Origin of the sequence: Xanthobacter oligotrophicus (genome assembly GCF_008364685.1) — a bacterium.
In the GTDB taxonomy this organism is placed as follows: Bacteria; Pseudomonadota; Alphaproteobacteria; order Rhizobiales; family Xanthobacteraceae; genus Xanthobacter; species Xanthobacter oligotrophicus.
The window spans coordinates 200,956-214,110 of record NZ_VTTL01000010.1 but is presented as its reverse complement, the minus strand read 5'-3'; the positions used below and the strand labels follow the sequence as shown (position 1 = coordinate 214,110).

The window sequence follows — 13,155 nt, the reverse complement described above, 5'->3', positions numbered from 1 at the left end:
CCATGCTCTCCTCCGTCTTCGTCGACCGCCCGCGGCTCGCCATCGTCATCGCCATCGTCACGACCATCGCCGGCCTGCTCTCGCTGCTGGCGATCCCGGTGGCGCAGTATCCCGATATCATCCCGCCGCAGGTGTCGGTGACCACCGCCTATCCCGGCGCCTCCGCCGAAGTGGTGGATGCCACCATCGCCCAGCCCATCGAGGCGCAGGTGGTGGGCGTGGACAAGCTCATCTACATGAAGAGCGTCTCCGGCGACGACGGAAGCTATTCGCTCACCGGCTCGTTCGAGCTGGGTACCGACCCGGACATCAACACCGTCAACATGAACAACCGCGTCCAGGTGGCGCTGTCCAAGCTGCCGGACGACGTGAAGCGCCAGGGCGTGGTGGTGAAGAAGAAGTCGTCGGCGCTGCTCGGCGTGCTGGCCATTTCCTCGCCGAAGAAGACCTGGGATCCGCTCTATATCTCCAACTACGTCACCATCAACATCCTCGACGAGCTGAAAAGCATTCCGGGCGTGGGCGACGCCTCCCTCTGGGGGCCGCAGGACTATGCCGTCCGCGCCTGGGTGAAGACCGACCGGCTCACCGGCCTCGGCCTCACCACCCAGGACATCGTCGCCGCCATCCGGGCGCAGAACATCCAGGCGGCGGTGGGCCGCATCGGCGCGCGGCCCATCTCCGACGACCAGCAGCTGCAGCTGAACCTGCGCACCAAGGGCCGGCTGTCCAGCATCGAGGAATTCGAGAAGATCGTCCTGCGCACCAATGAGGACGGCTCGGTGCTGCGCCTCGGCGACGTGGCGCGGCTGGAGCTGGGCGCGGCCAACCTTGACCGCGAGACCCTGTTCAACGGTGGCCCGGCGGCGGTTCTGGCGCTCTACCAGTCGCCCGGCGCCAACGCCATCACCACCATCAACGCCATCCGCAAGCGCATGGATGAGCTGTCGAAGGCCTTCCCCGAGGACCTCGCCTGGAAGGTCACCTACGACCCCACCTCCTTCGTGGTGGAGACCATCCACGAGGTGCAGAAGACCCTGATCGAGGCGTTCATCCTCGTCGTGCTAGTGGTCTACCTCTTCCTCGGCAGCTTCCGGGCCACCCTGATCCCGACGCTCGCGGTGCCGGTGAGCCTCATCGGCACCTTCATCGTGCTCAACGCCATCGGCTATTCGGCGAACTCGGTGTCGCTGCTGGCCATCGTGCTCGCCATCGGCATCGTGGTGGATGACGCCATCGTGGTGGTGGAGAACGTCGAGCGCGTGATGGAGGAGCATCCCGAGCTTACCCCCGCCGAGGCCACCAAGCGGGCCATGGCGGAAATCACCGCGCCCATCATCGCCATCACCCTGGTGCTGCTCTCCGTGTTCGTGCCGGTGGCCTTCATTCCCGGCATCTCCGGCGAGCTGTTCCGGCAGTTCGCGGTGACGGTGGCGGTGGCCATGTTCCTGTCGGCCATCAACGCGCTCACCCTCTCGCCGGCGCTCTGCGCCATCCTGCTGAAGCCCGCCCACGGGCCGAAGAAGGGGCCCATCGGCTATGTGATGCGCGGCATCGACAAGGTGCGCGATGCCTATGGCGCGGCGGTGGCACGCATCGTGCGCTTCTCGCTCATCGGGCTGGTGTGCGTGTTCGTGGCCTCGGGCGGCATCTTCGCCCTGTCCAAGATGACCCCCACCGGCTTCCTGCCCGAGGACGACCAGGGCGCCTTCTTCGTGGTGGTGCAACTGCCCGGCGGCGCTTCCGTGGGCCGCACCACCGAGGTGATCCGCAAGGCCGAGGCGTTGCTGAGGGAAGAGCACACGGTGGAGGACTTCACCTCCGTCATCGGCCTCAACTTCATCGACAATTATTCCCAGCCCAACGCCGCCTTCATCGTGGTGACGCTGAAGCCGTTCGAGGAGCGCAAAGGCGCTGAGAACGGCACCGCCGCCATCCTCGCCCGGCTCGGGCCGAAGATGCGCTCCATCTCCGGCGGCTCCGTCGTGCCGCTGGCACCGCCGCCCATCGTCGGCCTCGGTACCGGCGGCGGCTTCAGCTTCGTGCTGCAGGACCTGCGGGCAGGGGACCCGAAGGCGCTGGCGCAGGTGCTGCGCGGCCTTCTGGTAGCGGCCAACCAGGACCCGCGCCTGACCCGCGTGTTCTCCACCTATTCCGCGTCCAATCCCTCGATCCAGCTCGATATCGACCGGGACAAGGCCCAGGTGCTGGGCGTGCCGCTGGACAGCGTGTTCCAGGCGCTCCAGACCTCGCTCGGCGGGCTCTATGTGAACGACATGAACCTCTACGGCCGCACCTGGCAGGTCCAGGTGCAGGCGGAAGCGGAGGATCGCAAGAGCATCGACGACATCTACCGCATCCATGTGCGCAACAACAAAGGCGAGATGATCCCGCTGCGCTCCATCGTGGAGGTACGGGTGGAGATCGGCCCGCCGGCGCTGATCCGCTACAACAACAAGCGGGCGGTGACGGTGCAGGGCGCGCCGGCGGAAGGCACCTCCTCCGGCCAGGCGCTCGCCGCCATGGACGAGGTTGCGGCGAAGACCCTGCCGCAGGGCTTCTCCGGCGCGTGGACCGACACCTCGTTTCAGGAGAAGCGGGCGGAGGGCAAGACGGGGACGATCCTCGCCTTCGCCGTGCTGTTCGCCTTCCTGTTCCTGGTGGCGCTCTATGAGAGCTGGTCGATCCCGGTGCCGGTGCTGCTCTCCGTCACCGTGGGCATGCTGGGGGCGTTCGCGGCCATCGTCATCGGCCGGCTCACCCTCGACCTCTACGGGCAGATCGGCATGATCGTGCTCATCGGCCTCGCGGCCAAGAACGGCATCCTCATCGTCGAGTTCGCCAAGGAGCGGCGCGAGCACGGGGAGGATCTGCTCCAGGCCGCCACCGAGGGGTCGCGCCTGCGGTTCCGCCCGGTGATGATGACCTCGCTCGCCTTCATCCTCGGCCTCTACCCGCTGGTGGTGGCGACGGGCGCGGCGCAGATGGCGCGGCAGAACGTGGGCACGCCGGTGTTCGGCGGCATGATCGCCGCGTCCTTCCTCGGCATCTTCGTCATCCCGCCGCTCTACGTGCTGTTCCAGGGCATCCGCGAGAAGCTGCGCCCCGGCTCCCGCCCGAAGGTGCACCCGGCGCCGGACGCGCCCGCCCCCCACGGCGACTGACGCAAGGGCAGGCCTTGGCCGAACCTCGGTCAGGTCCGCGCTCAGAACGTCATGCGGGCGGAGAGTGTCGCTTCCAGCGGGTCGCCGATGGTGTTGCCGAGATTGTTGGTTCCAATCGACGACGAATAATAGGTGGTGTCGAACAGGTTCTTCACGTTGAGCTGTACCGTGAGCGGGCGCTCGGCGGCGATGGTGTAGGCGACCATGGCGTCGAACACCACGTAGGCGGGCAGCCAATAGGTATTGGCCGGCACGCCGGGGGCCGCGCTGCGGCCATGGAAGCCGCCGCCCACCTTCAAGGTGTTGTCGCCCCATACCTTGCCGAAATCATAGGTGGTGAACAGGGAATAGGTGTGGCGCGCCACGTTGGCTGGGGTCTTGCCGGCATATTGCGCGTCTTCGACGATCACCGCGTCCGTATAGCCGTAGCTGGCGATGATGTTGATCTTGTCCGTCACCGCGCCGGCGATGTCGAATTCCAGGCCGCGCGAGCGCACCTTGCCGGCGGTCTTGGCATAGCTCTCGCCATTGATCACCTCGGTATAGAGCACGTTCTCCTTCTCGATGTTGAACAGCGCCGCCGTGCCGGTGAGGCCCTTCATCAGCTCGAACTTCACGCCCGCCTCGTAGGACACGCCGGTCTCGGGATCCAGCGCGCCGATATAGTCGGCGATGGAGCTTTGCGGCATGAAGGAGGTTGAGTAGTTGGCATACAGCGACAGCTTGTCCGTCGCCTTGTAGACGATGCCCGCCCGGGGCATGAAGGCGCTGCCCTCCTGGTCCGTGTTCAGGTTGAAGGGCCGGCCCTTGCCCGCCATCTGCGTGTAGTACTGGTAGCTGGCACCGGCCACCAGGATCCACTGCTCGGTCAGGTAGAAGGCGTCCTGCGCGTAGCCATTGTAGAGGGTCTGCTGGATGGTCTGGTCGCTGTCCGCCGCCGACACGGTGGTGCACAGGGGCAGCGTGCCATAGACCGGGGCATAGATGTTGAAGCCCTTCTGGTTCTTGCAGCGCAGCATGTCCGTGCGCAGCAGGTCGTAGTCGTTGTAGGCGACGCCGAACAGCAGTTCGTTCTTGAAGCCGGCAATGTCCACCCGGCCGCTGAGGTCGGCGCGCGCATTGTTGCCGGTCTGGGTGGAACCCTGGGTGGCATCGGCCCGGCGGGTCAGGATGCCGGTTTTGGCATCATAGGCAATCACCCGGGCCTGGTTGTCGGAATAAGCGTCCTGGCTCCAGGCGTAGTTCACCTTCAGCTTCCAGGCGTCGTTGAACTCATGCTCCACGCTGGCGAGGAACAGGTCGGAATCGCCATCGGTGATGTTGTATTTCTCGTCGAACCGCGTGCGGCGGTCCACCTGCACGGCCTTGCCGGTGCCGAGGTCGAAGATGGTGCCGCGATCGAACGGCACGGAATAGTCGCGGTGGGTGTAGGAGACATTCACCGCCGTGCTGTCGCCATACCAGGCAAGGGCAGGGGAGATCAGCGTCTGCTCGGTCTCGCCGAAATTGCGCCAGTAATTGGTGTCCTGCATCTCGCCGATGAGACGGTAGGCGAAATTGGTCCCGGCGATGGGGCCGGTGATATCGAAATCGCCCCAGCTGCCGCCGAAGCTGGTGAGCGATCCGAACAGGTTGGCGCTGAACGTCTCCTGCGGCCGCTTGGTGATGACGTTGATGATGCCGCCCGGCTCCTGGATGCCGTAGAGGGTGGAGGCGGGGCCTTTCAGCACCTCCACCCGGTCCGTGGTGGCATTGAAGCTGCGCGGCAGCACCGTGCGCAGGCCGTTGGTGAGCACGCCGCCGTCGCGGTTGTCGCCGAAGCCGCGGCGGATGAAGGCATCCTGGGTGCCGCCCAGCGTGTTGGCCTGGGTGACGTTGCTGATGTTGGCCAGCACCTCGTCGAGGGTGCGGGCGTTCTGGTCCTGGATGACCTCCTGGGTCACCACGTTCACCGCCGCCGGAATGTCGAGGATCGGCATCTGGGTGAGCGTGGCGGTGGAGGTGGCCACCGGCTGATACCCTACCATCACCCCGTCGCCGTGCTCGGCCTGCACCTGCACGGTGGGCAGCTCGGTGTTGTCCTGCGCCGGCTCCTCGGCCTGCGGCGCCGTCTGGGCTACGGCGAGGCCGGATGCGGCGGCGAGCTGCAGGAAGCCCATGGCCGAAGCCAAGAGATGTCGACGAAGACAATGCCGATGAAGAGGATGCCGGCGAAGCCTCGGCGCTGCATGTGAAGACATCTGACCCTTACCCCGAACCTGATCCTGCCATCGCCCGGCCGCTACCCGAAGCGATGGCCTGAAGCCGTGGTCCCGCCACGGCGTGAACCAGCCCTGAGTTTTGCAAATTCGCTGTAGTAGTAAATTTTGGAAATGATCTAATAATCCCGCAGACCCTGATTGATCATCGTTCAAAACAGATACAAACTGAAGATGTCATCTGGCGTGTTGGCTACATTACCGACGAAAAATGGCGTGCATGCGGGGATTTTCTGATTGTGCACAATGTCTTTTCAGAAATGGAATAATTTGAAAGTGCGTCGAATTGGTCGCGCTGCGAGTTTGGAAGAGCGATAATCGCGACGGTTTGTTGCATTTTTCTGAGCGCCTGCCGTTTGACTGCTACAGCACCATGACCGACTGAGACCCATGGAAAAGCGTGGGCCTGGCCTGTGTCACGGCCCTTTGTCACGGCCTCTGTGCCGCTGAGGACCCGTCAAGGAAGACCTTAAGTGTTCGAGACTTCGATCCGTGAACCCGCCACCACAGATCGCCGCCCGGCGGCGGAGCCCGCGCCGGGCGACGCGACGCCGGAAGCGGTGCCCAGCCTCGCGGTCACGGCGCTGAAGGCCGGCTGGGGCCACAAGGTCGTGGTGGATGACGTTTCGTTCACGGTGCGGGCCGGGCGGATGACGGCGCTTATCGGCCCCAACGGCTCGGGCAAGTCCACGCTGCTGTCGGCCATGGCGCGCCTGTTGAAGCCGCTGGGCGGCGCCGTGCACCTCGACGGGCGCTCCATCCACCATCTGCCCACGCGCGCCCTCGCCCGCGACCTCGGCATCCTGCCGCAGAGCCCGCTGGTGCCGGAGGGGCTCACCGTGTTCGACCTCGTCTCGCGCGGCCGCTACCCCCACCAGGGCTTCCTGAGCCAGTGGAGCGCACGGGACGACGCGGCGGTGGAGACCGCCATGCGCCTCACCGGCACGCTGGATTTCGCCGGCACCCCGGTGGAGGCCCTGTCGGGCGGCCAGCGCCAGCGCTGCTGGATCGCCATGGCCATGGCGCAGGACACCAAGGTGATCCTGCTGGACGAGCCCACCACCTTTCTCGACCTGCGCTATCAGGTGGAGGTGCTGGACCTGCTGCACCGCCTCACTCGCGAGCACGGGCGCACCGTGGTGGCGGTGCTGCACGACCTGAACATGGCCCTCGCCTATGCCGACACGGTGCTGGGCCTGAAGGACGGGCGCATCCGCGCGCAGGTGGAGGACGGCACCGGCCTGACCTGCGCCCAGATCGCCGACCTGTTCGGGGTGGAGGTGGTGGCGGTGGAAAACCCGCGCACCGGCAAGCCGGTCTTCATCCCGCTCGCCGCCGTGTCGGAGGCTGCACCGTGAGCCTGGTGCCGACCTTGCCGGCGGCAGGGGCCGCCATGCCCGCCCCCACCTTCGCCCGGCGCGCGCGTCCCGTTGCGGCGACCTTGGTCCTGCTGGTGCTCCTTGGCGTCCTCACGCTCGCCCATCTCGGCGTCGGCGCACGACCGATCGCGCCGGCCACCGTGATTGAGGCGCTGGTGGCGTTCGATCCCGACAGCTTCGACCACAAAGTGGTGGTGGAGCTACGGCTGCTGCGCCTTTTGTGCTGCCTGCTGGTGGGCGCCGGCCTCGGCATCACCGGGGCGCTGCTGCAGAGCATCACCCGTAATCCATTGGGCGAGCCCCACATTCTGGGGCTGAACGCGGGGGCGGCGCTGGCCGTTGTCTCCACCCTCACCTTCGCACCCTGGCTGCGCACATGGCTGCCAGCCGAGGCGCTCCTTGCGACCCGGCCGCTGGTGGCCGCGCTCGGAGCGGCGGTGCTGTCCGGCCTCGTCATCGCCACCGCGTCGGCGGGGCGGACCGGGCTGTCGCCCATGAAGGTGACCCTGTGCGGGGTTGCGTTGTCGGCGTTCGCGGCGTCCCTCACCTCGGCGCAGCTGATCCTGGACGACCAGACGCTGGCCACCGTTCGGCTGTGGCTAGCCGGGGACCTTTCCGGCCTGTCCTATGGTGCGCTTCAGGCGGCGCTGGTGCCGGCGCTGATCGGCATGGGCCTCGCCTTCGCCTTGTCCGGCCGGCTCGATGCGCTGGCGCTGGGCGATGGCGTGGCGCGGGGACTCGGCGTGCATGTGGGCCGCACGCGGCTGGCGGGGCTGGCGGCGGCCGGCCTCCTGAGCGGGGCGGCGGTGTCGCTGGCCGGACCCATCGGCTTCGTCGGGCTGGTGGTGCCACATGCGGTGCGCGGCCTCGGCGCGCGCGACATGCGCCTCGCCTTGCCCCTGTGCGCCATCGCCGGCGCGGTGCTGCTGATCGCGGCGGACCTTGCCGCCCGCATGCTGTTCACCCCCCGCGAACTGGCCACCGGGGCGGTGACGGCGCTGGTGGGCGTGCCGGTCTTCATTGCCCTCGCAAGCCGGAGGCGGAAATGAATAACGCCAGCCGGAGGGGACGATGACCTCGCCCGCCCGTGCCGCCGGCTATCGGCGCCTTGCCGCCGGCCCGCTCGCCCTGAGATTTCGCCCGCGCGCGGCGGCGATCTCGGCGGCGCTGCTGCTGGTGCTGATGGCCGCCGGCCTGTTCGCGCTCGCATCGGGTAGCCTGCCCATAACCCTGGCCGAGGTGCTCGCAGCCCTCGCCCGGAGCGGGGCACGGGCGGACGTGGCTCATGTGGTGAGCGAAATCCGCCTGCCGCGCGTGATCATGGCCCTCCTCGCCGGTGCGGCGCTGGGCCTGTCCGGCGCCGCCATGCAGGCGCTCACACGCAACGGCCTTGCCGATCCCGGCCTGGTGGGCGTGAAGGAAGGGGCGAGCGTTGCCGTGCTGGCCCTCATCCTCGCTTTCCCGGCGGTGGATGCGGCGTGGCGGCCGCCGGTGGGCATGGCCGGCGGGCTCGCGGTGGCCTTCGTGGTTACCATGCTTGCCCGCGACCTGTCCGGGGTGCGCTTCGTGCTGGTGGGCATCGGCGTGTCGTGGCTGCTGGCGGCTGGGCTGCTGGTCTTCATCACTACGGCGGACATCAACGATGTGGAGACCGCTCTGGTCTGGCTCGCCGGCAGCCTGCATGCCGCCGACTGGGCCCTGATCCCGGCGCTGGCCTTCTGGAGCGGGCTCGGCACGCTGGTGCTGATCGCCACCGCGCGCGCGGCCGACGCCGCGCTGCTGGGGGATGGCGTCGCAAAGGGCCTTGGCGTGCGGCTCAAGACCATGAAGGCGCTGGGCCTTGCCGCGCCGGTGCTGATGACGGCGGCGGCGGTGTCGTGCGTGGGCAGCCTCGGCTTCGTCGGGCTGATGGCGCCGCACATGGCGCGCTTTCTGGTAGGCGGCGGGCAGGCGGCGGTGCTGACCGCAAGCGCGCTGCTCGGCGCGGCGCTGGTGCTGGCGGCCGATACGGCGGGCCGCCTCCTGTTCGCACCACTCCAGATCCCGGCCGGGGTGGTGATGACGCTGGCGGGCGTGCCCCTCTTCCTTCTGCTGCTGTGGCAGCGCCGCGACCGGCTGTGACCCTTTCCTGAGACATGCGCATGATCCGCCCCTTCCGCTTCGCCCTGCTCGTTGCCCTGCTGTTCGCCGGCGCCGCGCCAGTCCTGGCCCAGACGCGTCCCTTCACCGACGATCTCGGCCGTAAGGTGGAGGTGCCTGAGCGGCCGCAGCGCATCGTCTCCCTGCACGATCTCGACCTCACGCTGCCCCTCATCGAGCTGGGCGTGGTGCCGGTGGCGAGCCACGGGCGGGTGCGGCCGGACGGCACCCGCTTCCTGCGGGCCGGCAAGCTGCTCACCGGCGTGGATTTCGACACCGCCCCCATCGCCTTCATCGGCGCCAATGCCATCGATCTGGAGGCGGTGGTGGCGGCGAGGCCCGACCTGATCATCACCTCGCCCACCCGCGACACGCCCCTCTCCCAGCTGGAACGCATCGCCCCTACGGTGAGCATCGAGCACCTGAAGGGCGGCCCGGCCGCCATCTATGGCAAGCTCTCCGCCCTCACGGGGACGCAGGCGCGCTTCGCCGCGCTGGAAGCACGCTATGCGGCGCAGATCGCACAATTGCGGGCGCTGGTGGATACCTCGCGCATCAGTGTCGCGAGCTTCCAGGCCAACCAGGGCAAGATCACGGTTTTCCACACCGACCGGGCGCTGGGGCGGGTGCTGCGCGATGCCGGCTTCCGCTTTCCCAAGCTGGTGGAGGCCATCCCCGAAGGCGGGCGCATGGACGTGAGCGCCGAGCGCCTGCCGGACCTTGAAGCCGATTTCCTGTTCGGCACCTTCCGTTCCGACCTCGGCGACGGCCCGGCGGTGGAGATCGCCGCCATGGAGAAAGTCATGCCCGGCTGGTGCCGCCTGATGAAGGCTTGCCGCGAGGGGCGCTACCTGTTGCTGCCGCGGGACGAGACCATCTCCAACACCTATGCCACCCTCAACCTGCTGGTCGCGGTGGTGGAAGCGCAGGTGCTGCGGCAGGAGCTGAAACCGTCGGCGCCGCGCTGAAGACCGCGTTTGAAAAACGCCCGCCCCCTGTGCCAGCATGGCCAGACATTATTTTCTCGGAGAAAGCAAAGGGTGAGATGACGACGCCGTCGCAAGGCCGCAGGAGCAAGGTGGACCGGTTCGGCGAGCGCCTGCGCCAGCGCGGCGCGACCCTTTCGCCCCGCCTCAAGGTGGTGGCCGACTATATCAACGAGAACCGCCGCACCGTGCTGGGCCAGTCGGCGCTGGAAATCGCGGCGCAGACCGCGACCTCCGATGCCACCGTCATCCGCGCCGTGCAGGCCCTCGGCTTCGATGGGCTGAAGGACCTCAAGCGCACGCTGGCCGGCCATCTGGGCGAAGTCATCTCGTCCGTGGACAAGATGACCTCCACCACACAGGAGCTGGAGCGCGACATCGACGCCTCCATCGACTTCGTGCGCGACGGCCACATGATCGGCATCGCGGAAGTGACCAAGCCGGAGAACCGGCGGGCCATCTCCGCCGCCATCGAGCTGATGCGCGGGGCAAGCGGCATCGGCCTGTTCGGCATCGGCGCCTCGGCCATCCTCGCCGAATACGCAGCCCGTCTGCTGATGCGCAACGGGCGGCACGCCTATGCCCTCAACCGCACCGGCATCGGCCTGGGCGAGCAGTTGCTCGCCATGCGGAGCGGCGACGTGCTGGTGATGATGGGCCAGGCCAGCGCGCACCGCGAGGGCGTCGCCACGCTGGAGGAGGCGCGCCGGCTGGAGGTGCCCATGATCCTGCTGTCCGGCTCGGCCTCGCCCGCCTTCGGCCGGCAGGCGCAAGTGGTGATCCAGGTGCCGCGCGGCAAGTCGGAGACGGTGCCGCTCCACGGCCTCGTGCTCGTGTGCCTGGAAATGCTGGTCATTGGCCTTGCCGCCACCGAGCCCGACCGGTCCCTGAAATCGCTGGAGCGCCTGCACACCCTCTACGAGGACATCCGCCGCCCCCCGCGCGGCGGATAGGGCGCTCAGCCGATGGTGCCGCCGGCGACAAAGCAGGTCTGGCCGGTGATGTAGCCTGCCTCCTGCGAGGCGAAGAAGCAGATGGTGGCGGCCACTTCCTCCTGCGTGCCCATGCGGCGCAGGGGCGTGCCTGCGAGAATGTCCTCGTACATCTCCTTGCCCCACTGCTTTTCTTGCTCGGACAGGGGCGTGGGATTGCGCGGGATGGCGCGGGTGCCATTGTCGATGGCGCCGGGGGAGACCGCGTTGACGCGAATGCCGTGCTCAGCCAGTTCCAGCGCCATGCAGGTGGTCATGGCGTGCACGCCGCCCTTCGCCGCCGAATAGGGCACGCGATAGATGCCGCGTGTGGCGTTGGAGCCCACGTTCACGATGGATCCCGCCTTCTGGCGCATCATCACCGGGATCACGGCGCGGCAGCTCCACAGGGTCGGCCACAGGGAGCGGCGGATTTCCTTCTCCATCTCCTCCGGCTGGTATTCCCAGAAGGGCTTGGACCAGATGGTGCCGCCCACATTGTGGACCGCCACGTCGATCCGGCCATAGGCCTCCAGCGCGGCAGCGACGCTCGCCTGAGCGCCCTCGAAGGTCTCAAGGTCGGCGGAGAGGGCGCGGGCGGTGCCACCAGCCGCCTCGATCTCCGCGCGGACATTCTCATTGTGCTCGGCCGAGCGGTCCACGATCAGGAGCTTCGCCCCCTCGCGCGCCAGCCGCAGCGCCGTGACGCGGCCGATGCCCTGCGCCGCGCCGGTCACCAGGGCAACCTTGTCGGCAAAGCGCTTGTCTGACACCTGTCGTCTCCTCTTGAAGAAAGCTACGGCCGCCGGATGAAGCCGGCGGCCGCTTTTTATCCCCGAAGGCTCAGTGGGCCGCCGAGAGCGCGCCTTCCGGCTGCGCGGAGGACCGCGAGCGGATCAGCGCCACCGCCAGCGCCGCGATGGCAAGCGGCACGGCGATGCCGAGATAATAGCCGGGCACCCCGCCCATCTGCAGGAACCAGCCACCCGCAGCCGAGCCGACGATGGCGCCGGTGCGGCCGATGCCGATGGCCCAGCCGGTGCCAGTGGCCCGCAGCTCGGTGGGGTAGATGCCCGAGATGAGGTAGTTCAGCGCCAGCTGCTGGCCGCCGACGCCGAAGCCGGCCGCCGCCACCAGGATGAACACCGCCGTCCAGTTGGTACCGGCCAGCGCCAGCCCGATGCAGATGGCGATGCCCAGGGCGAACATGCCCAGCAGCAGCAGCCGCGCGTTCACCTTCGGCAGGACCAGGGAGAGCGGGATGGCGCAGATGATGAAGGCGGTGTTCACGGTCACCGTGCCGAAGGCGGCGGTGGCGGCCGGCAGGCCGGAGGTGGTGAGCACGGTGGGCAGCCACAGAAGCAGCATGAACCACGCGATCCAGTTGAACAGGTAGGTCGCCCACACCGCGATGGTGCGGATGCGGTAGGCGGGGGCGAACAGCGCCGCCACCGAGCCCTTGGCCACCTTGTCGGCAGGCACGAACTGGGTGCCGGCCGGCACCGGGCGCTTCAGGATCTTCTCCACCAGCGACCGGCTCTTCTCCAGGTCGCCGGGCTTGCCCCGGGCCACCAGAAGCTGCGGCGATTCCGGCAGGACGATGAGGCAGACCACCAGCATCACCAAGGGCAGCGAGCCGCCGACCAGATAGATGCCCTGCCAGCCGATCACCGGCATCCAGCCCGAGGCCAGAAGGCCGCCGAGCACGGCACCGAGCGGCAGGCCCAGCAGCACGCCGGTGAGCACGGTGCCCCGCGCGCGGCCGGGGGCGTATTCGGCGGACAGCGCCAGCAGCACCGGGGTGGCACCGCCCATGCCGAGGCCGGTGAGGAAGCGCAGAACGACGATCTGCGTGGGCGAGGTGGCGAACGCGATGGCGAGCGAGAACACGCCGAACAGCAGCATGGCGCCGAGGATGGCGGTGCGCCGGCCGATCTTGTCGCCGATGGAGCCCAGCGCCATGGCGCCGATGGCCATGCCGAGGGTGCCCGAGATGAAGATGTAGGTCATGTCCGCCGGCGCCATGCCGAACGCCTTGGCGATGGCAGGTCCGGTATAGGCGATGCACTGCGTGTCGAAGCCGTCGAGGGCGGCCACGAAGAAGCACATGAGAAAGACCAGCCATTGGCGCCCGCGTATGGGCTCGCCATCGAGCAGGTCCTGGATGCTTTGTTTTCCACCCGCCATTTTATCCTCCAAGGGGTTTTTGATCTTGCGGTTCTGGGCTGTGTCGGGATCGGGCGACCCGGCACGGGGTG

Annotated in this window: 9 protein-coding genes; 6 read left to right on the top strand and 3 right to left on the bottom strand. The window is 68.0% G+C overall.

What is annotated here, in order from left to right:
* Positions 1-2: 2 nt before the first annotated feature.
* On the top strand, positions 3-3,164 hold the full coding sequence (locus tag FZ033_RS17685; RefSeq protein WP_149577395.1) for an efflux RND transporter permease subunit: 3,162 nt from the start codon (positions 3-5) through the stop codon (positions 3,162-3,164).
* 41 nt (positions 3,165-3,205) lie between these two features.
* On the opposite strand, the gene FZ033_RS17680 is transcribed toward FZ033_RS17685, so the two are convergent.
* Positions 3,206-5,323: a TonB-dependent siderophore receptor gene (locus FZ033_RS17680; protein ID WP_149577394.1), complete on the bottom strand. Its 2,118-nt coding sequence runs from the start codon at positions 5,321-5,323 to the stop codon at positions 3,206-3,208.
* A 659-nt stretch (positions 5,324-5,982) separates the two neighbouring features.
* Between FZ033_RS17680 and FZ033_RS17675 the strand changes: the two genes are divergently transcribed.
* The 5 genes from FZ033_RS17675 to FZ033_RS17655 all read left to right on the top strand — a co-directional run bounded on the left by FZ033_RS17675 (position 5,983) and on the right by FZ033_RS17655 (position 10,879).
* Positions 5,983-6,780, top strand: coding sequence for an ABC transporter ATP-binding protein (locus tag FZ033_RS17675; RefSeq protein WP_232847553.1), 798 nt, complete (start codon positions 5,983-5,985; stop codon positions 6,778-6,780).
* Positions 6,777-7,850, top strand: a complete 1,074-nt coding sequence (locus FZ033_RS17670; RefSeq protein WP_232847547.1) for a FecCD family ABC transporter permease — start codon at positions 6,777-6,779, stop codon at positions 7,848-7,850. The genes FZ033_RS17675 and FZ033_RS17670 overlap by 4 nt, the downstream gene beginning before the upstream one ends.
* Positions 7,851-7,872: 22 nt before the next feature.
* A complete protein-coding gene (locus FZ033_RS17665; protein ID WP_149577393.1) occupies positions 7,873-8,922 on the top strand; it encodes a FecCD family ABC transporter permease in 1,050 nt (349 codons plus the stop codon).
* 20 nt (positions 8,923-8,942) lie between these two features.
* Positions 8,943-9,908, top strand: a complete 966-nt coding sequence (locus FZ033_RS17660; RefSeq protein WP_210247913.1) for an ABC transporter substrate-binding protein — start codon at positions 8,943-8,945, stop codon at positions 9,906-9,908.
* Between the two features lie 77 nt (positions 9,909-9,985).
* Complete coding sequence (locus tag FZ033_RS17655; protein ID WP_149577391.1) at positions 9,986-10,879, top strand: MurR/RpiR family transcriptional regulator; 894 nt, start codon at positions 9,986-9,988, stop codon at positions 10,877-10,879.
* A 5-nt stretch (positions 10,880-10,884) separates the two neighbouring features.
* Here the strand turns inward: FZ033_RS17655 and FZ033_RS17650 are convergent, their stop codons facing one another.
* Together FZ033_RS17650 and FZ033_RS17645 are read right to left on the bottom strand one after the other, a co-directional pair.
* The gene (locus FZ033_RS17650; RefSeq protein WP_149577390.1) at positions 10,885-11,670 is read right to left on the bottom strand and encodes a 1,6-dihydroxycyclohexa-2,4-diene-1-carboxylate dehydrogenase; all 786 of its coding nucleotides are present in this window, start codon (positions 11,668-11,670) and stop codon (positions 10,885-10,887) included.
* A gap of 70 nt (positions 11,671-11,740) precedes the next feature.
* Positions 11,741-13,084, bottom strand: coding sequence for an MFS transporter (locus FZ033_RS17645; RefSeq protein ID WP_149577389.1), 1,344 nt, complete (start codon positions 13,082-13,084; stop codon positions 11,741-11,743).
* Between the last annotated feature and the right edge of the window lie 71 nt (positions 13,085-13,155).